Below are 22,852 nucleotides of genomic sequence, written 5' to 3'. Positions count from 1 at the left end.
ATGCCAGAAAGGCATTTTATCGCGAAGCCCCGCCAGGGGTCGAGGGCAGGAGCCCAAGACAATTAAATACTACTATGATTTGACTTCCGGCTCTCTGAATCGGGATGATATATGCATCCCGAGGAGAGTCTTATGGAACGAGAAATCCCCTACGCGTTGACCTTTGATGATATTCTTTTGCTGCCACAATATTCGGAGATAACGCCGACAGAAGTTGTGCCTCGCGCGCATTTTGCCCGAGGAAAGTTTTTAAACACTCCAGTGATTTCTGCTGCGATGGATACGGTGACTGAAAACCGTATCGCACGAGTGATGGCTCAGCATGGTGCCTTGGGAATCATTCATAAAAATCTGGATATCGACAGACAAGCTCTCGAAGTTGAAAAAGTAAAAAAGTACGAGAGCGGTATGATCATGGATCCTATCACTCTTGGTCCTGATCACTTGGTTCAAGATGCGGTGAACTTGATGGAAAAATATTCTATCAGCGGCGTGCCGGTCACAGTTGACGGAACACTGGTGGGAATTCTCACAAACCGCGATTTGCGCTTTGAGGAAAATTTCGATCAACCTATTCGCAATATCATGACGAAAGAAGAGCTCGTCACGGCGAAAATGGGAACAACCCTTGAGGAAGCCAAAAAGATTCTACAAAAACACCGCATTGAAAAATTACCGGTGGTTGATGATCGCGGAAAATTAAAAGGTCTGATCACGATCAAAGACATTGAAAAAGCCAAAAGTTATCCGCAGGCCACCAAAGACGAACATGGTCGTTTGATGGTCGGCGCCGCCATTGGTGTGGGTGCAGACTCAAAACAGCGCGCCGATGCTTTGGTTCTTGCTGGGGTCGATGTGCTGTGTGTGGATACAGCTCATGGTCATTCAAAAAATGTTCTTGAAATGGTGAAGTATATTTCGCAACGACACTCCGACGTGATCGTTGTTGCTGGTAACGTTGTGACTTCAGAGGGTACCAATGCATTGATTGATGCAGGAGCTGATGTTGTAAAAGTCGGTGTCGGTCCCGGAAGTATTTGTACAACTCGTGTAGTGGCGGGTGTCGGTATGCCACAAATTTCTGCGATCTTAGAATGTGCAAAAACAGCGAATGCTCGTGGTAAAACAATTATCGCCGACGGTGGTATTAAGTTCTCTGGCGATATCACAAAAGCTCTCGCGCTGGGTGCAAACTCTGTGATGATTGGAAATCTTCTCGCAGGAGCGGAAGAGTCTCCAGGTGAAACTATTTTGTTCCAAGGTCGTACATACAAAGTTTATCGCGGCATGGGTTCCATCGGCGCGATGTCTCGCGGCTCCAAAGATCGCTATGGTCAAATGGATATCGAAGACGCAGAAAAACTTGTTCCCGAAGGCATCGAGGGAAAAGTTCCTTACAAAGGTTCCGCTTCCGCTGTGATTCATCAACTGGTGGGCGGATTGAAATCGGGTATGGGTTACTTGGGTGCTCGCAATATCGAAGAATTGCAATCAAAGGCGAAATTCGTGCAAATCAGCTCGCAAGGTTTGCGTGAGTCTCACGTGCATGATGTGAGTATCACCAAAGAAGCTCCGAATTATCGCATTGAGAATTGAAATTAGAGAGTTGGGTTTAGAATGAATTATCGTCCGTTTATTATTTTGGATTTTGGTTCGCAATTTACACAACTGATTGCGCGCCGATTGCGCGAACTAGGATATTACTCTGAAATTCACTCTTACAAATATTCGACTGAAGAGATTAAAAAGAAAAATCCCTATGGAATTATTCTGAGTGGCGGACCAAATTCAGTTTATGAAGCGAATTCTCCACAAAGAGATGTTTCGGAGCTTCGTAACATAAGTCCTCTGATGGGCGTTTGTTACGGAATGCAATTGCTGACGCATCAACTGGGTGGTCGAGTTGCAAAAGCAGATCATCGTGAGTACGGGCTTAATTATGTAACATGGACTTCGGTCATATCGGGAGTTCCGCAAAAGCAGAAAGTTTGGATGAGTCACGGTGACGTCGTAGAAGCGCCACCAAAGGGTTTTGAGATTATTGCGATGTCTGATGGGAGTCATCCCGCAGCGATGCGTGGTGACGGTGTTTTGGCTGTTCAATTCCATCCGGAGGTCGCTCATACGGATCACGGAAATGATCTCTTGAATTATTTCGCCAAAGATCTCTGTCATGCGAAAGCGGATTGGGATGCTCCACATATTCGCGATCACCTCTTTGAAGAAATCCGCAAGCAAGTTGGTGCAACTGATCACGTTTTGGTGGGATTAAGTGGCGGCGTTGATTCAACAGTTGTGGCTACACTCCTTACGAAAGCTTTAGGTGCTGAACGCGTACACTGTGTTTTTGTTGATAACGGACTTTTGCGCAAGAATGAATATGAATCAGTTCTGGCGAGTTACAAAACTATCGGTCTGAATGTTCAAGGTGTTGATGCCTCCAAGGAGTTCTTGTCGGCTCTTAAGGGGAAATCAGATCCGGAAGAAAAACGCAAAACCATCGGGCGTGTCTTTATAGAGGTTTTTGAGAAAAGTTACGATCATAAATTACCAATCAAATGGTTGGCTCAGGGAACGTTATATCCTGATGTGATTGAAAGTGTTTCATCAGTTGGCGGCAGTGTGACTATTAAGTCTCATCACAATGTGGGTGGTCTGCCGGAAAAAATGAAATTGGGATTGGTAGAGCCTGTTCGGGAGCTTTTTAAAGATGAAGTTCGTGCATTAGGCGCGCAATTGGGTCTGCCGCGTGAAATGTTGTGGCGTCACCCGTTCCCGGGGCCTGGTTTGGCGATCCGTGTTTTGGGTGAAGTGACGGAAGAAAAATTAAAAATTCTCAAAGACTGCGATGATGTCTTTATTTCAGAACTCCGCCGCCGTGGTCTCTATGAGAAAATCTGGCAAGCTTTCTGTGTTTTACTACCTGTTAAAACAGTGGGTGTCCAAGGTGACTCTCGCACTTACGACCATGTCTTATCATTACGAGCTGTGACTTCGAGTGACGGTATGACGGCGGATTGGTATCCATTTGAGTTTGAATTTCTGCGTGAGGTTTCAAATCTTATCACCAATAAAGTAAAGGGAGTGAATCGCGTGGTCTATGATATCACCTCGAAGCCTCCTGGTACTATTGAGTGGGAATAGTTTGGATTACTGAATAGAAAAATAAAATTCTGGGATGTAACTAGGCGGCTTGGTCTTGTGGTGCTACATCCTCGCTCCATGAAAAAATCAAATAAATTAATTATTGTTCTGTTGTTAATTCTAACAGGGGCTGTGGCGTTCGCTGCTGTCGCTGCAGAGATCATTTATCAAACATCTGGCTTATCCGAGCTTAAACTCACTCGTTCCGAAGACGATATGCGCTGGGTTTCTACGACCTTGCAAAATTATGAACTCTATCGCGATTTTGAAAGCGAAATGGATTCTTTGTATCTGGTTGAATCTCGTGTGAATCGTCAATCTCCGTTAGATGCAGAAGGAATCACCGGAACGGCTCAATGGACGGTTCGATCGGGAGCTCGCCTGGAGAATTCGCTCTGGAATCGCTCGGAACAAGCAACGCGCCTTTTTGTTGATCACAGTTGGGGTCTGGTTATTTCGAGTCTGGGTGGATGTTGTGCGCAGATTGATGGCTATCGTGCGTTCAACATCAAAACAGGGAAATTAATTTTATCGTACAATGATTTTTCATATGACGATGCTATGGAAATTCCTTACGTTCTCAGTGTTCCAAACTCACCACTGGAGCCGCGCTTTATTGGGGTCATCAGTGGTGATAGCACTCGCGATTTGGATTTCGTTGATCCCGTTGCTGGAACAAATGCGGCGGCGCTAATAAAATATGCCAGTCGAGATTCAGCGATTTTTCAAAAATTGCAGATGGATATACTGGTAGCCCCGGGGTGGGGAATCAGTGTTTTGGATGCGAAACTTGAAAAAGACCCTGCTGTCTTGGATAGTGGTAAAATTGAAATCAGTCGTTCGGTGGCGACGCTGTGGAATATTGATAAACAGACGGACCCTATGAAGATCGAAGGAGTGCGTTTGGTCTTGGTTGTCAATGCAGGAAATGGGGATAAAACCATCAAAATTCCGGTTCGAAAAGACCGTTTAAGCCTTGAAGCTGCGGAAATCCCGGAAGGCGTTCATATTCGCGTTTTATAGGGTGTTGATGCGTTGTTTAATATGGGTTGCTGGACGAAAGGTGTCTAGCGACTTTTCTCGATCTAAGATATGAATTTATCATGTCTTTTGCTCATCTTCATGTTCATTCTGAATACTCTCTTTTAGAGGCTGCTTGCCGTGTAAAAGGTATCGCTAAAAAAGCGGCCGCTTACGGTATGCCAGCGGTGGCCTTAACTGATAACGGCAATATGTTTGGTGCGGTGGAATTTTATTTCGCTGCCAAAGATAACAACGTCAAACCACTTCTCGGTTTGGATGCTTACATTGCTCCCGGATCTCGTCATGATAAAAAACAAGATCGTGATCAAGTGGCTCAAGGTCCTCGTCGATTGGTGTTCCTTGCGCAAAACAATGATGGCTATCGCAATCTCTGTAAGCTGTCTTCAATCGGTTATCAGGAAGGTTTCTATTGGAAGCCTCGTATCGATTATGAAGTGATCAAAGAATACAATCAAAATTTGATCTGCTTAACTGGCGGACTTCGTGGTGAGGTGGCGGAAGCTTTCTTGCGTGAAGGTCCAGATGCGGCACTTGCAAAAATTCGTCAACTCAAAGAAATTTTTGATGATCGCTTGTATCTTGAGATGTGCCGCACCGGTGTGCCGGAGTGGGATCAAATCAATCCGTTCTTGTTAGAAGCTTCAAAGATTGTTGGTGTTCCTGTTGTTGCGAGTAACGACGTTCACTACATGTCACAAGACGATCAGATGGCTCAAGAAGTTTTGATCTGTATTGGGTCGAATAAAACCTTGGGTGATGAATCTCGTTTCCGTTTGGGGACGGATGAGTTCTATCTAAAAAAACCTGAACAGATGATTGAGCTCTTTGCGGATATTCCGGAAGCGATTTCGAATACTTTGCAAATTGCAGATCGCTGTGATGTGAAATTTAAGTTGAAAGATGATCAAGGGAAACCTATTTACCATCTTCCAACTTTCCCAACTGATGAAGGTGTTTCGCTTAAGGAAGATATCGCTCGCAAGTCCAAAGCTGGATTGTTGGAGCGCTATGAAGAAGCTATTCTGCGCGGTGAGCCTGTTCCCGAAGATAAAAAACCAGACTATGACAAACGCTTGGAGTTTGAGCTTGGTATTATCGATCGCATGGGTTTCAACGGTTACTTCTTGATCGTCCAAGACTTCATCAACTGGGCGAAGAATAATGATATTCCGGTCGGGCCGGGTCGTGGATCCGGTGCGGGTTCATTAGTCGCTTACTGTTTAAGAATTACCGATCTGGATCCACTTCCAAATTTTCTTCTCTTTGAGCGTTTCTTGAATCCAGAACGTATTTCGATGCCCGACTTCGATATCGACTTCTGTCAAGATCGACGTCAGGAAGTGATTCAATACGTAACTGAAAAGTACGGACAACAATCCGTTTCGCAAATTATCACTTACGGTAAATTGCAAGCCCGTGCGGCAATCAAAGACGTCGGCCGCGTTTTGGGTATGACATTCCCTGAAGTGGATGCAGTTACAAAACTTATTCCTGAAAAACTTGGTATCACTCTGAAAGATGCTCTTGAGATGGAGCCTCGTATGGGTGAGATGATGGAGATGAATCCAACAGTGGCAACACTGATGGATCTTGCTCAGCGCGTGGAAGGTATGGTTCGTCATGCTGGTATCCATGCTGCGGGTGTTATCATCGCCGATGGACAACTGGTTCGCCATGCACCTTTGTATAAGGGTGCAGATGGAGAGCAGGTTGTTCAGTACGATATGAAGCATGCCGAGAAAATCGGATTGATTAAATTCGACTTCTTGGGTCTTAAAACTCTGACTCATATCAATCATGCGCTTCGTTTGATTAAGAAAAATCGCAATAAGAAAGTGACGACCAAAGAAATTCCGATGAATGACGTCGCGACTTTCGAGATGATGTCACGCGGAGATACCGCTGGGGTGTTCCAGTTCGAGGGTGAGGGTATCACCGATGCCACTCGTAAGATCCGTCCATCCTCTTTTGCGGATATCACGGCGATTACATCGTTGTATCGTCCAGGTCCAATGGCGAATATTCCTGACTTTACTGACCGTAAACACGGGAAGGCGCCAGTTGAATATCTTTTGGAAGACACGCGTGAGGTTTTATCAGAGACCTACGGTATCATGGTCTACCAAGAGCAGGTTATGGGTATCGCCTCTCGTATCGCCGGATACTCACTCGGTGAAGCCGATATGCTTCGTCGTGCGATGGGTAAAAAGATCAAAGAGGAAATGGATCAGCAGCGCATTCGCTTCATGAAAGGGGCGAAAGAGCGCGGTTATGATGAGAAAAAATCAGAAGAACTTTTCGATTTGATGTATAAGTTCGCCGATTACGGTTTCAATAAATCGCATGCGGCTGCTTATTCTGTCGTGACTCTGCAAACGGCGTGGTTGAAGTGTCACTATGCTGCTGAGTTCTTTGCAGCCCTTCTTAGTACCGAGCTTTCAGATACGGATAAAATCGTAAAGTACTCGAAAGATGCGGCGAAACGTGGTCTGACCGTAAAATCTCCGCACGTGAATTTCTCGGATTACCTTTTCGATGTTCACGGTGATGAAATTTACTTTGGTCTTGGCGCCATTAAGGGTGTTGGTCAAAATGCCGTGGAAGCGATCATTGAAGCTCGTGAATCTCTGCCAGAGAAAAAATTCAACAGTTTGGATGAATTCTTTAACAGCATCGATACTCGTCGTGTGAATAAAAAAGTGATCGAGTGTTTAATCAAGGCCGGTGCTTTTGATGGTTTTGGCGCGCATCGTGCTCAATTGATCAACGGCTATCAAAAATTCTTAGACCGGGCTCAGGGGTTACAGAAAGACCGTGAGATGGGTCAGTCCTCTTTGTTTGATTTGGGACCTTCTTCGGAAAGCATCGTTGTTTTGGAAGAATGTAAACCTTGGAGCAGAACAGCCTCATTATCTTACGAAAAAGAAGTTTTAGGTTTCTATCTGAGCGATCACCCTTTGAAGGGGTTCGATACTCTGTCGGAGCTTTGGACGACTTGTAAGGTGATTGATTTGCCAAAACAAATGCCAGCGCCGGGTACGGCAGAATATGAAGCTCTCAAGAATGCGAAAAAGGATTGGAAAAATCGCGATGCGGGTAAAAAGCGCGTTGTGGTGGCAGGACTTATTTCCGAGCTTCGTGAGTTGATCACAAAAAAAGGAACTCGTATGGCCTTCGGTAAAATCGAAGACCTCACGGGATCTTGTGAATTGGTGATTTTCCCAGACTCTTTTGCAAAATTTGAGATGCAACTTCGCGACGAGAGACCGGTTCTTGTAGGTGGTTCTTTGGAGGTTGAAGAGGGGGCTGCGAAAATTATGGTCGATAATATCGCTCCTCTTGAGGATATTTTAAAGAAAACCAAGAAAATGGTCTTCAAGTTACATAAGATTGAGCCGGCGGATTACGTGCGCCTTCAATCATTGATGAAAGAATATCCAGGCCCTACGACAGTCAGTATAGAAATTGATGTTCCTGAGGTCGAAAGACGTGTCACAATGGAGATAGGCAACACGTCTGGTGTGAATGTGAATAATGAGTTCTTTGAAGGGGTTCATATGTTATTTGGAAGAACCGACTTCATTGAATTAAGGAGTTAAGAAGTGAAAGCAATTGGAGTGCTTTGTTCGGTATTGTTTTTATTTGGGACGGCGTTGGCTCAGCAGTCGGATCTTTTAGAACGCGTTTATTCAGGCAGTTCGAAAGAAACCAATCCACAAGCTGTAAAAAGAGAAATTCAAGAGCAAGCGTTTCAAAAAATCTCTGAAGACGTGATTAAGGAATTAATCGGCGAAGAGCGTTTTGCGAAAAATAAAACTCTTATCAATAATAAAATTATCAAAAATTCCGGACGTTATATTCCTTTCGTAAAACCATCTGCGGTTACTCAGGAAGGTGAAGAAAGTAAAATGTCGGTTTCGTTGAAAGTTTCTTTGAAGGATCTTAAACAGCTTCTCCAAAACAATTCTCTTTTGGCGGACAACGATACTTTGCCTATCGTTCTTCCAATGGTGAGTTGGCAAGATCGCGTTCAAGGCCGCAGCTATCGTTGGTGGCAGTCCTTGAATAAAGAGCCACAAGGTTTCTTAATGGCGGAAGGAAAAATTTTTGAAGAGTCTTTGCGTGAGGCTTTCCAAAAAAATAACTTCTTCTTAATTAAACCCATTGAAAGCGGACTGGGTTCCCAAGTTCCTGTGGATTTCCAAAACGAGAAAATCAGTTCGGAAGATTCTCAGTTCTTTGCAAAAATGTTTAATGCTCCGGTGATTATCGATGGCCAAGTGGTTTTATCTAAAGCCGATAAAGGCAATGGCTATCGCATTGAAGTGAAAATGACAGCTGTCCAAGTGAGCAATGGTCGTGCGATTGCCGATGTGTCTCGTCGTTTTGAAACTTCAAACGGCGTTTTTGAAAACGTTGTGGATAAGAAAATTAAAGAGATTTCCGATGCAGCTGCTAATGACTTGTCGGTGCAAGTTCTCGATGCATGGCAAAGAGGTTCTGTTGGTTCTAATATTCTTCGTATCACGATCAAGGGTCGCAATACATTGACGGATGTGGAGTCTTTGAAAGAAAGCGTTCGCACTCAAATCACGCAAGTTAAGAACATCCGTGAGCGTCTGGTGACTTCGGATTCAATCAGTTTTGAGGTGGATACGACTGTTTCTTCAGAGGAATTGGCGGGCCGTCTGGAGTCTTTGCAAGTGGCTAACAAGAAGTTGGGCCGCGTTTCAGCGGACAGCGATGAAATCGTCATGAAGTGGAATCAATAAAGGAAGGGCTTATGAAAAAAGGACTTTTAATAGGCTGTGCTTTGTTTTTATTTTTAGGGTGTCAGACGTTGGATCGTTCAAGCCCTACAGTTCGAAGAGAAATTAAAGACGAAAATTTCAAATCTTCAAAAGAAGACAACTCTCCACGCAAGCGTGTGATGATTTTACCTTTTCTGGATGTTTCAGATAAGCGCCCACCAGAACTGCGAGAAAAGGCTCGTAAAGCCTTTATTACAGATCTAAATCGCACTGGTGAGTTGATTGCCTTAGATAGTCGTGAGTTGAATGTCGATCTTGCTAAGATGATGGAAGGCAGTCAGTACAAAATGACCGAAGTCGCAAAGGCGGCTCAGGCATTAGGTGTGAATGCGGTTCTAGAAGGTAAGATCAACGATATCCGTATTAAAAGAAAAGCCGACAATGTAGGGGTGATTCGTCATCTGGCAACTCAATTTGAAGTTGTCGCCCAAGTTCGTATTGTTCAAGCTCGTACGGGCAATGAAATTTTTAATACAGTTAAAACTGTGACCGTTGAAGAGCAGGGCACTCGCGTTGCTGAGCGTGTGGAAACAGATCGTTTTCTTGCGAATAATCCTGAGATGATTGAAATCATCGTGAAGGATGCGTTTTTGGATTTCTCTCCACAAGTGATTGCGGCGTTGGATCGCGTGACTTGGGAGGGGCGTATCGCAGCAATCAATGGCGATCGTTTGTATCTCAACGTTGGTAAAATCTCCGGCCTTCTTGTGGGTGATCTTTTGAAGGTTCTTGAAGAAGGTGACGATGTGTATGATCCAGAAAGCGGTGGGCATATCGGTCGTGTTCCAGGACGTTTAAAAGGCACTTTGGAAGTGATCAGTTACTTTGGGAATGACGGCGCGATTGCTGTTATTCACTCCGGTTCGGGTTTTAAAGAAAACGACCGCGTTGAACTCTACTAAATTCTAATGCGGATCTATCGGTCCGCTTTATTTTTCAATAACGCTTATTTTTCCATTTGGTTCTAGGACCGCAAGATCGACGCGATCCAGGTTCTTGACTCCTTGTTCGCGCAGCGCCGACAGGATCTCGGCTTCGGAAAGCTTCTCGCTCCTGCGAACATGATCATTAAGTTTCCCTTTTTCAATCAACACCCGCGCCTTGCCATCAAAAACTTCTTCGAACTTTCGTGATTTAAATGCCAGAAAATCAAGGGTGTAATTCATAAGGATAAATGTTGTGACCGAAATCAAAGCGGCCGCTACGGAATTGTCTCCGCCAGTGATGGCAGCACTAATGCACTCACTGATAATTAAAAGCAAAACGAAATCAAAGGGGCTCATTTCGCCAAGCTGCTTTTTTCCAAAGATTCGCAGCAATAAAAAGACGGCGGCGTAAATGACGACAGCTCTAAGAATGTAGTCCCACCAAGGATTTTGAAGTTCCCACATGGACTCAGACTAGCAACGGGTCGTTGCGGGAATGAAGATTGAATGTATTGAATCTTAACATGATGCAGTAAGTCTTTGGTGTCTTGCAGAACTTCGCCTTCTGGTTTATCAATATTACTCATTCATTTTCGAATGTGCGGATATAGCGTAGTTGGTAGCGCGCTTCCTTGACATGGAAGAGGTCACTGGTTCAAGTCCAGTTATTCGCACCAAATCTCCCAAAGGTTCCTGCTTCTTTTTTGAGTCTACACTGCATCAAAATCTGTTAGAGATCGTTTAAGCAATTCCAGTTCGATTTAATTCTATTTCCTAGAATGTTCATGCTTTTTGAAAGAACCAAGCACTGAGCTTGATTGATGCGACCTTGTTCGCGCAGTCGATCCCAGCAGTACCAACGCATATCATCGCTGTTTTCAACGTCTGCGTTTCTTTGTGCGGCAACGAGGCAGGCCTCGATTGTGAGTTGTTCATTGAGCGCAGTTAAGCAGCCCCAGTCGTCACCGGTGTATTTTGAAGCAAGTAAGCACGAGGTGATCGTAGAGATAGGTCGGGAAAGATTTTGTTTGAAACTTTTGCGTTCAAAACAAGATGCCAAGACGCCATTAAAAGTATTCAGGTTCGCCGGACCCAATCCCCATTGCGGATCAAGATTTACTTGCGGAGTTGTTTCCGCCATAAAACACAATTGTTCGGTACGAATATAATCAAGTCCACCGGCAAGGAAGTTTTCAAAACTGTCTTGTGATGATTTCCTATGGATATCCGGCGGAATAATATTTGTTTTTAAGAGCAGATCGTAAATACGTTTTTGTAGTCCCAGCATATGAGAGGACTGAGACAGAATCGCACGACTGACGCGATAAAATTCCCCAAGAGATTTTGGATTCTCTGAAAGAAATCTTCCAAGCGCTGAAGCGTTTGGCATCTCGAGGGCGGCATCGTAGTTCTTACGGATTTCTTGAGGTGAAAATGCCTTCGCGAGGACTTCGGATGAAGGAACCTTTTCGTTCAAGGCGCAGCGTAGGCGACGAAAATCTTGAGCTTCAGAATCGCCCTGAGTGATACGAGCATTGCGACCTTTAAACGCAGAAGCAAGTGCTTGTGATGAAGCCCCGAACTCAGAACGTTCTTTCGGAGTTGAATTTAAGAAGGCTTTCTTAAGGAGTGGTCCAGCTGTGACACCTTTTGGTCCTGTGCTATCAAATCCAAAAATCAATTTCGCCTGTGGAAAAATCGCCCGCATTTTGTTTTCAATAGAGCTCCAAAATCCGCGTAACGAGCTGCTGCCACCATCTCCGCATTTTCTAAGGGGAAGCCATCGCCAACCAAGACTCTTAAGTATTCGTCGATATTGCGATGATCTGCCTTCTTGGAGGCCAGAGTGTTGCAACCCATCAGGTAGACGGATTTTGCGCCAAAGACGCCGTTACATTCATTTGAACAACTCTGTGAAAGCATTTCGTCCATTGAAAGTGTAGGAATCGTTTTTTCGCCAAAGAACAAACCACCAAAGTGACCAGAGACTAACAAGATGTCGCATTTGATTTGCGACTGACATGCTTTTTGTAACCAAGCGGGATCTTTGCTCGAAGGAACAAGTTCTGTGAAGGTGACAGAGGGATCGCCAGAGTAAACACTCTGCAGAGCTTTTTTCTCGTCATCCGAATTGAACGTCATAGTACAAACATGAAGGGCAAAGGCCTGAGAACTAAAAAGAATAAGGGAAGCCAAAAGGGTATTTATTAGAACGTTCATGTAAATCTCGCTGTGCCGAATCTAAGGTATTCCTGCAAGTGTCACAAGAGGCCGCATAAACGATGGAAGAGATTTCCTGACAATAATTTTGACAGCGTCACTCTTGCTCTCCTCGTCATCACTTGTTTTTGAAAGATAATTGAGGCCCCATTAAGGGATAGGAGAGTAAAATGATAGATTTCTACACATTTGCGACGCCGAACGGGAAAAAAGTGAAGATCATGCTCGAGGAGCTTGGAGTTCCTTATAAAGAGCACACCATCAATCTGCGTAATATGGAGCAGAAGACACCTGAGTTTTTGGCGATCAATCCAAATGGGAAAATCCCTGCGATCGTTGATAATGAAGGGCCATTTGGAAAGAAAACGACAGTTTTTGAGAGCGGTGCCATTCTTTATTATCTTGCCGAAAAATACGGAAAATTTATCGGCTCGCACCTTGATTCGAAAGCTCACACCATGCAATGGGTGATGTTCCAAATGTCAGGTATTGGTCCTAACTTTGGAAATCTTCACTATGGCTTGAATTCTATGGAAGTGAAAAATCCGGCATTTATCCAACGCTTCGAAAAAGAATCAAAACGTCTTTTGGAAGTGATGGAAACGCAGCTTCGTAAAAACACTTATCTAGCTGGCCATGAGTACACAATTGCTGATATGGCCACGTATCCGTGGATGCAGGGTTTTAGAGCCACGAGAGAAGAGTGGTTTACGAACTTGCCGTCGGTCCGTCGCTGGATGGATGCAGTGGGGTCTCGTCCACCTGTGCAAAAGGCTTTAGCTTAGTCTATTGAGATTTCTCGGCGGTGAAGCAGATTTGATCAAGGTGAAGTGTTCCTTCAGCTTTGTATCCATACTCTTCGCCGTAAAATTTCGAGAGTTCGAGTCGTTTTTGTTTGAGTTCCGCTTGCGTGGGATTTCCATAAAAGCGCAAGAAACTCTCGCAGCGATTGCGAATAGCTTTGGTGATAACCCAGCGCTGAGGCGCTTCGAGGTCTGAAGGGTTAAAGGCTTCGTTAAAATGATCTGAAATAAAGGGTGCAAGAATTTCTTCGCGGCGAAGTTCTGGGTTGATCATAAGTGTTCTGTCGGCACGAACAAGCACCATTGGCGGAAGAGTTCTGTTTCCGATGTTAACTTCATGAAAAATATTTTGATAAAATTTGAATCCAGAATAGTTGGTGGCGAGATCCGCATTGCTGTAAACGCCATCTGCGACCTTACCAAAATATCCTGATTCTCCGGTCGTTCCGACGTCAATGGCGAGGATGTGTCCCACTTCGATTGACCGGCCCTTATAGAGCATTTCTTGTTGTTTCGCGTAGTATTGAAATCCTTGCGCAAAGAAGTGTCCGATCTTATCAGTTCCGAAATAGTGCCCATAAGCATTCATCGTCGATGAAAAGACAAAATAAGTCGGGCTGATGAGGCGGTGGAAGTTCGCATAAGAATAAATGTTCCCCATTTTGCCTGGATCAAAGAGAGCATCTCGGTTTTCTTCTTCATCGAATAGAGAAAGATCCCATCCGAAAACAGCGTCTCGCTGTTCCTGCCAGACAAGGTTTGGATAAAACTTCTTGCGAAAGAAATCGATAAAGCCGATTTGGGTTTGCAAGGAATTGTATTGATTCACAAGTTCGCGATGTTTTTGCTGAAGGCGTGCATAGTTTTTTCGAATATATTCAGGAGCTTTGTTGCGAACCGGATCTTGAATGCGATCGCGCGCGTGGAGTTTTTCAAATTCTTTAATTTTTGTTTCAGCGATCAAGATTTCTGAGGGCAGAGTTTCCATCGTGGTCTTATGATCATGAATCGCCTCAGTCAAATAGTCATAGATATGGGCGGACATCGAAGGGCCGAGGTCCTTCAAAGGCGCCGGGGGAACGGTGTATTGGTCGGTCTCATAGGCGATCGCAGGCGCTGACAGCACGCAGATCATGGCAAAAGCAAATGAGATAAGACCCAAAACACTCTTCATGACTCTCGAGTATTTCAAGTCCGATGCCAGATATACGCAAACATATGCTCAATGGACTGATTTCAAAGAGGAAATGCCAAAAAAGGCGATCGATTGTCAGCTCTTTTACATACAAAAAAGGCCTGTTTCATTTTGAGACAGGCCTTAAAAGTTTAAATTGTTTCTTCGTTTTGCGACTCAGGCGATGTTGGAGTCACCGAAGCTTTAAGACCTTTAAAATCCCAAAGTTCTTGATCCATCAACTGGCTTGGCTTGATATTTCCAAGAGCGGTTTGAAAGGACGCATAGACATTTGGAATTTCTTTTTCCAAATCACGCATGAGTTTTTTAATACGTTGGCGTTTTAAGCCATCTTGAGATCCGCAAAGATTGCAAGGAATCACGGGGAAAGCCCAAGTTGCTGCAAGTTCTTCGATCTCGCGCTCTGAAACATAACATAAGGGGCGAACCAAAATGTTTTTCTCATCATCTGATTTTAATTTCGGTGGCATTGCTGCTGTTGTACCGACATAGAACATGTTCAGCATCGCTGTATGAACAATGTCATCCCGGTGATGACCAAGAGCAAGCTTTGTAAAACCACGTTCATGCGCATAATCGTACAAAATCGCGCGACGAAGGCGAGAGCAAAGCGAACAGTAAGTTCCACCTTGAACTTTTTCTTTCACGATGGAATATGTGTCGCGCTCAATCACATGCAACTTTACGCCAAGTGAAGCGACCCAAACTTTAAAAGCTGCCGCATCAAATCCCGGTTGCTTTTGATCGAGGATCGCCGCTTCGACTTCAAAACGACGCTCAGAGCGTCTTTGGATTTCAGTTAAAAGGGCGAGTAAGACACTTGAGTCTTTGCCGCCAGAAACACAGACCATCAAACGATCGCCATCTTCAATCATGTTGAAGTCATTCAGAGCTTGGACGATCTGTTTACGGATTTTGATTGCCAGCGGATTTTCGAAATCGACGACCATTTAAGTTTCCTGTGTTGAGGCCCCTCTTGTACCGGAAATATCTATGACTTGTCGAGCTAATTTGATGTTATGAGATTTCAGAGCATCGATCCCACGAGTAAAGATTTTATCCCCAATAGCGAACTGGGACCCGTAGCTGTCGATAAAATAAATAATTTTCAATTCTACCCAATTTTCAGTGGTGTCGCTCACATAAGCCCAAGGAGCGGGGATGCCGCGAATTTCGCCGATTCCCGCAGCCACACGTTCCAAAACTTGTTTGGCAAGCTCGACGTTTTCTCCATAAGCAATGCGGAAAATCAGACGACGCACAATTGGATTTTCAGGCGGGGAGAAGTTTGAAATTTGCGCGTTCGCCATAAAGCGATTTGGCAATGTGATCAGCTCATCTGAAAAACCCACGAGTGTCGTTGAACGCCACGTGATCTCGCGCACTTGACCCACTGTTTTTTGGATACCACTCACGATTTCTAGCCAGTCGCCAATTTCAAAGTTGCGGTCAACCTGCAATGAAATACCAGCAAAAAGATTTCCCAAAGTGTCTTGCAAAGCCAAACCCAGAATGACAGAGGCCGCCGCGGAAGTCGCCATCAAAGGACCGATTTCAAGTCCGAAGATATGGCTGATACCCCAGAAAGTCAGAACGATGGAAAGAATCAAAGAGAAAATATTTACCAGAAGCAACGGAACCCCATGCTTCATCGATCCTAAAAATAAATACTGCAAAACAATCAGGCGCGATGTTTTAACAAAAACAACGTTCCCCCAAATGTAGGTGATCAATGCAATATACGGAGTGATGCGATGAGCTTCCGTGATTTGAGATCCTGAGCTATTGAGGAAAATAAAAAACACAAACAAGAAACTCAACGCCATAAAGTGACGCATCAAAGTTCGGAAGTGATTGCGAATACTACGATGTCTTTCTTCCGTCGCTTCGCCTAAGAAAAACTTATAGAAAATCCAGGCCACCGCGATCAAACAGCCCAGTAATATGAAGGGTTCTAGACCTAAGAAGTCGTAAAGAGCCTGCGTTTTGATGAACTTTTCTGCCATAGCTGTGGATTCCTCGCTGAGCTTTATTATAGTGACTATTTTTTGGTCGAGTCGAGTCTAAAATTTGTGAGGACGGTCATTTCATTTCCTTAAGCTGCCGATAAAAGCAGCATGAGAAAATATGCACTCTATCTGACGCTGACGGGGCTTATGACAGCCTGCTCCCCTGGGAATCAAGCAATTGAAAACTTGGCATCACAAACGACTGACAACATTGCCTGCAAAGATCAAAAGCTGGAAGAAAAACTTTGGGATGGCTTGAAGTCATATCTGATCGAACAACAAAGTATTCCCACTGCGGGAGAGCTTAAAGATGCTTTGCATGCGCAAGTGGATAAACTGGCATCTGAGAATCCACAATTCTCTCAAGATCAACAAAATCGTCTTTTGGGTAATTTGGATCAAGTTGTAGAAACGTTGCTTTCGGAGGCTCCGAATGGGGAGCGCGCTGAAACACCTGAAGATCTCTTGATTTTGCTTTCCGCAATTGACGTCGGAGACCGTACAACAGTTTTCCGCTCTTACATGCAGGATAAAGTTCGTGGTCAGTTAACAAGTTTAAGTAAAACTGTTGAGAGCTTGGACCTAGCCTGTAATCCTTCGACCCCAAGTGATGACAAAGACAACAGCTCAGCGGGAACTGAAACTCCTACTCAACCCACAACTCCGGATCAAGGAACTGTTCCAGAATCCAATCGTGATTATGCTTATCATAAACAACAAGCTCTGGCGAAAGGTGAATCACTCGCTGTGTTTGGTGGGCGTTGGACTTTTGCGACAGCCTATCAATCTTGTCAGAGTGTGCAATTGCCTTCGATGAATGATCAAACTCCAGATCTTGAAGGTATTCAAATTACCGGAAGACATTCGGATGGCGTCGGTAATAAACGCACGATTGCAAGTTTAAGCAAAGTGCAAAGCACTCATCCGTACATTAAAAATGTGACCAGCTATGGTTCGAGTTGCTTCAATGTGCGCCAAAGCCCCTTGATTTACGACTACGGCGGAAAGCCTTATGCAACAACTTCCAGCATAGCAGCTATTGATCTTTTTAAAAATAACGGCAGTGGTACAAGTGTTTTAGGGATCGACTGTTCAGCATATGTATACTCTTCGCTAGCAACAGCGGGCTTAAGGCTTAAAGAGGGACGTGCACTGAAGGCTTCGGACTCTTGGGCATGGGGATCGACGGCTTATGTTGAACCTTCTAAAAATGGTCTGACGTGTTTATCAAAAATCACAGTCTCCTCGAGTTCTTCTATTAAAGCGGGTGATATCGTAGCTGTTCCTGGACACGTCCTTTTGATTGATAAGGCAGGCATAGATCCATTCGGGATTGGTTCGATCACGAAAGAATCCGACTGTGCGAAGCTGAAATCAAACGTATTTGATTTCGTTGTGGCGCAAAGTTCTCCAAGCAAAGGGGCTGTTGGGATTAACTATTTCGAAGCACGTGACTACCTTCCGACAAGTGAAAAAATGAAGGCGGGGCTTGAGAAGTACGCCTATTATGCGTGCCTAGCGAAATTCAGTGGCAAAACCTATACGCCAAACCTAGGAACACTTTCCGTGGTTCGCCATAAAGGTACTAGCGCCTGTATGACGACGCGAGTTTCATTAGCCAAAGAGTCCTGTATCGCCAGCTGCGGATCCCTTGAACGCTAAAAAAGGTACCCGGTGACTTTTTCGTTTTCCGGGTTCTTTTTCAATTAAGATTTCGGCTAATCGACCTGTATAGGCGTTCTGTATTTTTTCTAATCGGACGCCTTTTTGCGTCTATTTGATCAGTAGCGTCCGGATTCGACAGTATGCGTTCCAAAAAAGTCACCGGGCACCTTTTTTTTCATTGCGGATTTTAAAGGGGCTTGTGGGGGGTTGTTTGTGTTATACAAGTTCCTATGAAAAAGCTGAGTGTTTTTACGATTGTTTTCTTAATGGCGAGTGGGGCTTTGGCATCGAACACTGGAAATCGTTCGTATAAATTTTGTGATGATATCACTCGCGTCGATAAACTTTTGGATCGCACTCGTGAAAGCAAAGAGCGAATTAAGCGCGAACGTCTTGAGATCGAACGCATCGTGGTTTCTAAAGATCGTAAAGAAATGTATCTGATTTCGGGAGAAACTCTTCTTCGTAAATATACCGTGGCTTTCGGGACCACTCGTCGCGGTCACAAACAATTTCAAGGTGATCGTAAAACTCCAGAGGGTATTTACTTTATCAGCGGTAAAAATCCGAACAGTAAATTTCATCTAAGTCTTGAAGTTTCTTATCCCAACGCACGTGACATCGCTTTTGCTCGTGCGCGAGGGCAAAGTCCTGGTGGCGACATTATGATTCATGGTCTGCCGAATCCAAGTAAGTACTCTGATATCATTCGTGGTATGCATCCGATGGATTGGACCAGTGGGTGTATTGCTGTAACGGATGAGGAAATTGAGGAAGTTTATAGCCTCGTGGAAAAGGGAACTCTGATCGAAACCTGCAAAATGTCTGAGGTTGAGCCGCCCCCACGCTTTCGCTATGAAGCACCTAGACCCTAGTCTGGACTGATTCAAGAATAACTCCGTTTTAAATAGTATTTCATTTAACATATGACTTAGAAGTCTTGGTTCTTGTTAAGTTTTTCGGTCCCTGTACCGAAAAGAATCAAAATACGAGGTCATTATGAGATGGAAGCCCCTTCGTTGGTTGAAAGCAACTGCATGTATCGCATCGACTGTTACGATGTGTATTGCGCCAGTCGCGCACGGTAAAGCCGCAAAATCACAACGTGATCAGTTCAATGAATTTGTGAAAAAGACGGGTTTGTCGTCACAAGTCACAGTTGGAGAATTCTGGAAGCAGGTTCGCCATGCTTATCCACCAAAAATGCGTTCAGCAATGGATTCTTGGGTTGCGATTTATCGTAACGAAAAGATGCCAAAGCTAAATGCGACTTTCGTAAAAGGTTCTGACGGCCAAGAACAAGTTCGCTTGATGTTCAGTCATGAAGGTAAAAACATGACAATCACGCTCACGGGCGATCGTGATAAGCCGATGAAAATCGGAAACGTTGTGTACTCTCGCAAAGAACTCACCAAGTATGATGACGTTCATCCATTGATCAAAAAGATCATCACTTCTGATGCCTCGCTTTCCAAAGGCGTTGCCTTTAAAATGCAAAATCAATTGGGTAAAGACTTTATCTTGTCTCCAAAAGAATTCGCAAAACTATTGCCTCGTCAACGTGCTGAGTACTTCGTAAAAGTACGTCTTGCAGTTCAAGCTGCTCAAAATGTTTATAAAACAAAATATGGCGCGCAGGCTTTGAATGATCTTAATAATAAGTATGAATATGCGCTTTCAATCTTGTTCGGGGATGAAGCTGAAGCTGCTTCAAACTTGACTGGTAAGCCTTGCGTTTACGCCGGTTACCTGACTCTTTACGGAGAGAATGGTTCGTGCGGTGGTGCAGTTGAAGGTGAAAAGCATTATACAGCTGCTAAGTCAGCAAGTATCGCAAGCTGCCCTGGTAACGACCAACCTTGTAATCCGATGGTTTACGGTTACAAATCTGACGGTAGCAACTTCTGTGTGCCATCTGCACAAAGAAAAAATGCAACGGCGATTTGTGGATCTGATAAATACTCTCCACTTAAAAATGCTCAAGACAAAAAACGTATCGTTGAGTCTTATCTTGCCAAACGTGGTAAGAGCGTAAACTTGATCCTAAATAGCGAAGATAAAATTTCAGAGACACAGTTGTCTGAAATTGCCCCTTTCTTGACGGATCTTAAAAAATACATCAACGATGCTGTTGGTGAGTGTGATAACGATCCACTTAAATCAATCCAAAAACAACGTAAGGACCAACAGTGGGCCTGTGATGCGATTCGCACGCGTGCATTTGACCTGCAAGCGTTCGTAACAAATCCAACTCCTGTGATCTTGCCTCCTGGAGATCAACCAGTGGCTGTGAACTCTTGCGATATTGACAAGCCAGGTTCGCAACCTACGAATGATCCAAAAAATCCTTGTAGTTGCCCAGAGGGTACTGAAGAAAAACCAGGTCAAAAAGAAGATGGAACAACAGGTCCTATTTGTAGTCCAATCGCTGTGGTAGCAGCTGGTGCGGGTGCGGTGATTCCTGGTGCTAAAGAAGGCGAACCAAAAGAAGAAGATAAAAAGTGTGAGCACTTCCTTTGTATTCCGCCAATTGTATGGTGGGTAGGTGCTGGTCTTTTAGGTGCTTTCGCTCTTTGGAAAATCTTTGATAAAGACAAAGATAAAGACAAAAATAAAAACGAATATACTCCACCTGTCGCGACGGATCCAGGTACAACACCGACAACTCCAACAGAGCCGGTGACGCCGATCAATCCGCCAGCATGTGCTCCACCAAAACAAATCATCAACAACGTGTGTACGTTGCCACCGATTGATGTTCTGCCAGAGCCAGAGTTGAACTCTGAGGGCGGCGGCCTGGAAGCTCTTCCAGGAATGGGATCGGGAGTTCGCTAGATGATCCCAGAAAAGGATCAAGAGAAAATTAAAATACCAAACAATGAGAGGGTTCCTGAAAAGGACCCTCTTATTCGTCGTAGAGGACCAGCCTTAGATCTTTTCCGTGGTCGTCGTGTGATGCACTTTGAAAACGGAACAGGTTTTCAAGGTGGACCGTCACGTCGTAAAGGTTATAAATTAGCTCTTTGGTCATGGTTTGCTTCGATGATCGATTGCTTGATTCTAATTTCTATTAGCAGCATTTTTATGGCGGCTTTTTCTTTTTTAATGCGCACTGATTTTGGGGCTCTCATCGGCAGTGTGACCCAAAATCAACATCGCGTGATATTATTTCTCGAAGTCTTTGCTCTTTGTGCCTGGGCCTACATGATCGTCGTTCGTTCTGTTTTAGGTTCGACAGTTGGGGAATGGGCTTGTGATCTGCGTTTGGGGCAGCCACAAGAACGCCTCCGTGCAAACTACATCCTGCGTGTCGCATGGAGAAGCACATTGATTCTGATCACAGGGCTTGTGACATTGCCTGTGTTGTCTTTGATCTTGGGTCTTGATCTTGCGGGTAAGATCTCGGGTCTTCGTTTATTTTCTTTGAAGTAAAGTCAGCACTTCATAGTGCTGCGTCTGTGGAAACTGATCCAACAAACTCATCTCTGCAATTTCATATCCCCATTGTTTTAGGCGCGATAAATCCTTCGCCATTGATTCGGGAAAGCACGACATATACAAGAAATAAGGTGGACGTTGTGATTCTTGCAGGCTCTCTAGGGAATCAATAAAACCCATGAGGCCTGAGCGCGGAGGATTTGCCAAGATCAAATCAAACTCGGAAAAATCTTGTGTGATTTTTTTCTGGAAATCACCAGCGTGAATTTTAAGTTCTCCACTTTTGCGTTTGATATTTTGAGGAAGTGTTTCCCAAGTTTTTTGCAGCCCATCTAAAGAAAGACGATCCACTTCACATGCCGTAAGGCTCTCGGCGACAGCCAGGGCAGGGAAGGTGAGATTGCCAATCCCCGATCCAAATTCAATTACACGAATGCCCGAATGATTTTTCAACCACTCTTGAATTTGCTCAGAGATGAGTTTGTTCGCCTTTAAACTGGGTTGAGTAAAGCTCGCCACATGACAGAAGAGGTTCACAGCTTCATCATGCATCCATGTTTGAAACCAAACATTCAGTTCTGGGTCACGAAGTTTGTAGGCTGGACCTGTCCATTCAGGAACTTTTCTGCGTTGACCCATTTCAACAAAGGCTTTTTCCTGCAAAGATCTTAAAATCGACTGTTCATCAAGCAATGTTTTAATATCGATGTTCGCAAGATCGAGCCAAACTCCCCGTTGCTCTTGCGGGCCGACTCTGAGGCGAATAGATGCTTTTTGAACAGGCCATTTGATGTTACGGAACTCATTCAACCAAACTTGTAATTCTGGCGAGAGTTGCGAACATAAAGTGATATCGACAATATTGCGGGAGGTTTTTTCAAAAAGACCAAAGCGGCCTTCTTGCCACGTAAAATCCAAACGGTCTCTTAGACCCTCATGACCTGCAGAAAGAATCTGAGTGTTTCCATGAAACGACAACTGAAATGCCTGCAAATGACCTTCAAGATCGTTCAGTTTGCGCTTAATTTGCAAGTCATAGGTGTCCCCTAGGTATGAGCATCCAGAACACGTGGATTGCTGTGGACATGTACTTGTAGCGTTCGAAATGGGTTTGACTTGCATAAATAGGGTTCCTGCGATATTTCGACATCTTACCAGGAGATTTGCTCTATGATGAGAGTTTTATTGTCCCTTATAGTTCTTCTAGTGTCAGGCTCGGCATTCGCAGTCAATACGAACCCCCTTATGAGAACCTGCGTTCGCCTCGGCGGCCAGTTCTGGGCGCCCCAAAAAGAAGATAAAACCGATGATCTTCCCCTTTGTTTCTTTGGAGCCGCTGGTATCGGCGCCCACGCGCTTTTAAGCTTTAGGACAGGTCAAGGACCTTATCAGGCAATTCGCGTCTATAAAACAACTTCTGGTAAAACTTGTGAGCATGCCGGTGCTGTGACTGTTCGAGGTCAAGATACGAACGGGCAGACTTTTGAAGTTTGTGAGTTCCGCGATGGTTCTTTGATTGAGAGAAACACACTTTTGCGCGGGCTAGGTTCAGGCGCGAATGCGGGTCTTGATCAAGTTCTTGGTTCAACGTTCTAGA

General features: G+C 44.5%; 20 protein-coding genes and 1 tRNA gene. 13 read left to right on the top strand and 8 right to left on the bottom strand.

The genetic code is table 11. The annotated features are described in order from the left end of the window. Positions 1-132: 132 nt before the first annotated feature. From guaB to ACLWOR_RS12460, 6 genes are all read left to right on the top strand, one after another. The gene (gene guaB / locus ACLWOR_RS12485) at positions 133-1,596 is read left to right on the top strand and encodes an IMP dehydrogenase (protein ID WP_413941073.1); all 1,464 of its coding nucleotides are present in this window, start codon (positions 133-135) and stop codon (positions 1,594-1,596) included. Positions 1,597-1,617: 21 nt separating this feature from the next. Next, positions 1,618-3,144 (top strand): glutamine-hydrolyzing GMP synthase, encoded by a 1,527-nt coding sequence (gene guaA, locus ACLWOR_RS12480; RefSeq protein WP_413941072.1) that lies wholly within the window; start codon positions 1,618-1,620, stop codon positions 3,142-3,144. A gap of 78 nt (positions 3,145-3,222) precedes the next feature. Then, positions 3,223-4,167, top strand: coding sequence for a hypothetical protein (locus tag ACLWOR_RS12475; RefSeq protein ID WP_413941071.1), 945 nt, complete (start codon positions 3,223-3,225; stop codon positions 4,165-4,167). Positions 4,168-4,247: 80 nt separating this feature from the next. Then, a complete protein-coding gene (gene dnaE, locus ACLWOR_RS12470) occupies positions 4,248-7,787 on the top strand; it encodes a DNA polymerase III subunit alpha (RefSeq protein ID WP_413941070.1) in 3,540 nt (1,179 codons plus the stop codon). Between the two features lie 3 nt (positions 7,788-7,790). Further along, positions 7,791-8,960 (top strand): hypothetical protein, encoded by a 1,170-nt coding sequence (locus tag ACLWOR_RS12465; protein WP_413941069.1) that lies wholly within the window; start codon positions 7,791-7,793, stop codon positions 8,958-8,960. Between the two features lie 11 nt (positions 8,961-8,971). Beyond that, positions 8,972-9,901 carry a hypothetical protein gene (locus ACLWOR_RS12460; RefSeq protein ID WP_413941068.1) on the top strand — a complete coding sequence of 310 codons (930 nt, stop codon included), beginning with the start codon at positions 8,972-8,974 and terminating at the stop codon, positions 9,899-9,901. A gap of 27 nt (positions 9,902-9,928) precedes the next feature. On the opposite strand, the gene ACLWOR_RS12455 is transcribed toward ACLWOR_RS12460, so the two are convergent. Further along, positions 9,929-10,390: a DUF421 domain-containing protein gene (locus tag ACLWOR_RS12455; protein ID WP_413941067.1), complete on the bottom strand. Its 462-nt coding sequence runs from the start codon at positions 10,388-10,390 to the stop codon at positions 9,929-9,931. After that, a complete protein-coding gene (locus ACLWOR_RS12450; RefSeq protein WP_413942182.1) occupies positions 10,279-10,512 on the bottom strand; it encodes a hypothetical protein in 234 nt (77 codons plus the stop codon). The genes ACLWOR_RS12455 and ACLWOR_RS12450 overlap by 112 nt, the downstream gene beginning before the upstream one ends. A 14-nt stretch (positions 10,513-10,526) precedes the next feature. Between ACLWOR_RS12450 and ACLWOR_RS12445 the strand changes: the two genes are divergently transcribed. Next, positions 10,527-10,602: transfer RNA gene (locus tag ACLWOR_RS12445), tRNA-Val, on the top strand. A gap of 53 nt (positions 10,603-10,655) precedes the next feature. Here ACLWOR_RS12445 and ACLWOR_RS12440 read toward each other — a convergent pair. Both ACLWOR_RS12440 and ACLWOR_RS12435 read right to left on the bottom strand, forming a co-directional pair. Then, the gene (locus ACLWOR_RS12440) at positions 10,656-11,633 is read right to left on the bottom strand and encodes a hypothetical protein (protein WP_413941066.1); all 978 of its coding nucleotides are present in this window, start codon (positions 11,631-11,633) and stop codon (positions 10,656-10,658) included. Further along, entirely contained in the window at positions 11,603-12,067 is a 465-nt protein-coding gene (locus ACLWOR_RS12435; RefSeq protein ID WP_413941065.1) for a hypothetical protein, read from the bottom strand. Before ACLWOR_RS12435 ends, ACLWOR_RS12440 begins: the two co-directional genes overlap by 31 nt. A gap of 248 nt (positions 12,068-12,315) precedes the next feature. Between ACLWOR_RS12435 and ACLWOR_RS12430 the strand changes: the two genes are divergently transcribed. Continuing rightward, positions 12,316-12,930 (top strand): glutathione S-transferase family protein, encoded by a 615-nt coding sequence (locus ACLWOR_RS12430; RefSeq protein ID WP_413941064.1) that lies wholly within the window; start codon positions 12,316-12,318, stop codon positions 12,928-12,930. Between the two features lies 1 nt (position 12,931). On the opposite strand, the gene ACLWOR_RS12425 is transcribed toward ACLWOR_RS12430, so the two are convergent. The 3 genes from ACLWOR_RS12425 to ACLWOR_RS12415 all read right to left on the bottom strand — a co-directional run bounded on the left by ACLWOR_RS12425 (position 12,932) and on the right by ACLWOR_RS12415 (position 16,149). After that, positions 12,932-14,122 (bottom strand): hypothetical protein, encoded by a 1,191-nt coding sequence (locus ACLWOR_RS12425; RefSeq protein WP_413941063.1) that lies wholly within the window; start codon positions 14,120-14,122, stop codon positions 12,932-12,934. Positions 14,123-14,274: 152 nt separating this feature from the next. Then, entirely contained in the window at positions 14,275-15,093 is an 819-nt protein-coding gene (gene ttcA / locus ACLWOR_RS12420; RefSeq protein WP_413941062.1) for a tRNA 2-thiocytidine(32) synthetase TtcA, read from the bottom strand. Beyond that, on the bottom strand, positions 15,094-16,149 hold the full coding sequence (locus tag ACLWOR_RS12415; RefSeq protein ID WP_413941061.1) for a mechanosensitive ion channel family protein: 1,056 nt from the start codon (positions 16,147-16,149) through the stop codon (positions 15,094-15,096). Positions 16,150-16,260: 111 nt separating this feature from the next. On the opposite strand from ACLWOR_RS12415, the gene ACLWOR_RS12410 reads away from it, so the two are divergent. From ACLWOR_RS12410 to ACLWOR_RS12395, 4 genes are all read left to right on the top strand, one after another. After that, complete coding sequence (locus ACLWOR_RS12410) at positions 16,261-17,814, top strand: hypothetical protein (RefSeq protein WP_413941060.1); 1,554 nt, start codon at positions 16,261-16,263, stop codon at positions 17,812-17,814. 233 nt (positions 17,815-18,047) lie between these two features. After that, the gene (locus ACLWOR_RS12405) at positions 18,048-18,692 is read left to right on the top strand and encodes a L,D-transpeptidase family protein (protein ID WP_413941059.1); all 645 of its coding nucleotides are present in this window, start codon (positions 18,048-18,050) and stop codon (positions 18,690-18,692) included. Between the two features lie 124 nt (positions 18,693-18,816). Further along, positions 18,817-20,652, top strand: coding sequence for a hypothetical protein (locus ACLWOR_RS12400; protein ID WP_413941058.1), 1,836 nt, complete (start codon positions 18,817-18,819; stop codon positions 20,650-20,652). After that, on the top strand, positions 20,653-21,249 hold the full coding sequence (locus ACLWOR_RS12395) for an RDD family protein (protein WP_413941057.1): 597 nt from the start codon (positions 20,653-20,655) through the stop codon (positions 21,247-21,249). Here the strand turns inward: ACLWOR_RS12395 and ACLWOR_RS12390 are convergent. Continuing rightward, a complete protein-coding gene (locus ACLWOR_RS12390) occupies positions 21,232-22,287 on the bottom strand; it encodes a methyltransferase (RefSeq protein ID WP_413941056.1) in 1,056 nt (351 codons plus the stop codon). The two genes, ACLWOR_RS12395 and ACLWOR_RS12390, sit on opposite strands and share 18 nt — an antisense overlap. Positions 22,288-22,500: 213 nt before the next feature. Here ACLWOR_RS12390 and ACLWOR_RS12385 point away from each other — a divergent pair, with 213 nt between their 5' ends. Then, entirely contained in the window at positions 22,501-22,851 is a 351-nt protein-coding gene (locus ACLWOR_RS12385; protein ID WP_413941055.1) for a hypothetical protein, read from the top strand. The last annotated feature ends 1 nt before the right edge of the window (position 22,852 follow it).

Origin of the sequence: Bdellovibrio sp. HCB2-146 (genome assembly GCF_047345725.1) — a bacterium.
Lineage (GTDB): Bacteria > Bdellovibrionota > Bdellovibrionia > Bdellovibrionales > Bdellovibrionaceae > Bdellovibrio.
This window is presented reverse-complemented; position numbering and strand designations above follow the sequence as displayed.

Bases quoted from the DNA above. Each gene is read 5' to 3' on its own strand.
- guaB (WP_413941073.1), top strand. From the start codon at position 133: ATGGAACGAGAAATCCCCTACGCGTTGACCTTTGATGATATTCTTTTG.
- guaA (WP_413941072.1), top strand. From the start codon at position 1,618: ATGAATTATCGTCCGTTTATTATTTTGGATTTTGGTTCGCAATTTACA.
- ACLWOR_RS12475 (WP_413941071.1), top strand. From the start codon at position 3,223: ATGAAAAAATCAAATAAATTAATTATTGTTCTGTTGTTAATTCTAACA.
- dnaE (WP_413941070.1), top strand. From the start codon at position 4,248: ATGTCTTTTGCTCATCTTCATGTTCATTCTGAATACTCTCTTTTAGAG.
- ACLWOR_RS12460 (WP_413941068.1), top strand. From the start codon at position 8,972: ATGAAAAAAGGACTTTTAATAGGCTGTGCTTTGTTTTTATTTTTAGGG.
- ACLWOR_RS12455 (WP_413941067.1), bottom strand. From the start codon at position 10,390: ATGTGGGAACTTCAAAATCCTTGGTGGGACTACATTCTTAGAGCTGTC.
- ACLWOR_RS12450 (WP_413942182.1), bottom strand. From the start codon at position 10,512: ATGAGTAATATTGATAAACCAGAAGGCGAAGTTCTGCAAGACACCAAA.
- ACLWOR_RS12440 (WP_413941066.1), bottom strand. From the start codon at position 11,633: ATGCGGGCGATTTTTCCACAGGCGAAATTGATTTTTGGATTTGATAGC.
- ACLWOR_RS12435 (WP_413941065.1), bottom strand. From the start codon at position 12,067: ATGACGTTCAATTCGGATGACGAGAAAAAAGCTCTGCAGAGTGTTTAC.
- ACLWOR_RS12430 (WP_413941064.1), top strand. From the start codon at position 12,316: ATGATAGATTTCTACACATTTGCGACGCCGAACGGGAAAAAAGTGAAG.
- ACLWOR_RS12425 (WP_413941063.1), bottom strand. From the start codon at position 14,122: ATGAAGAGTGTTTTGGGTCTTATCTCATTTGCTTTTGCCATGATCTGC.
- ttcA (WP_413941062.1), bottom strand. From the start codon at position 15,093: ATGGTCGTCGATTTCGAAAATCCGCTGGCAATCAAAATCCGTAAACAG.
- ACLWOR_RS12415 (WP_413941061.1), bottom strand. From the start codon at position 16,149: ATGGCAGAAAAGTTCATCAAAACGCAGGCTCTTTACGACTTCTTAGGT.
- ACLWOR_RS12410 (WP_413941060.1), top strand. From the start codon at position 16,261: ATGAGAAAATATGCACTCTATCTGACGCTGACGGGGCTTATGACAGCC.
- ACLWOR_RS12405 (WP_413941059.1), top strand. From the start codon at position 18,048: ATGAAAAAGCTGAGTGTTTTTACGATTGTTTTCTTAATGGCGAGTGGG.
- ACLWOR_RS12400 (WP_413941058.1), top strand. From the start codon at position 18,817: ATGAGATGGAAGCCCCTTCGTTGGTTGAAAGCAACTGCATGTATCGCA.
- ACLWOR_RS12395 (WP_413941057.1), top strand. From the start codon at position 20,653: ATGATCCCAGAAAAGGATCAAGAGAAAATTAAAATACCAAACAATGAG.
- ACLWOR_RS12385 (WP_413941055.1), top strand. From the start codon at position 22,501: ATGAGAACCTGCGTTCGCCTCGGCGGCCAGTTCTGGGCGCCCCAAAAA.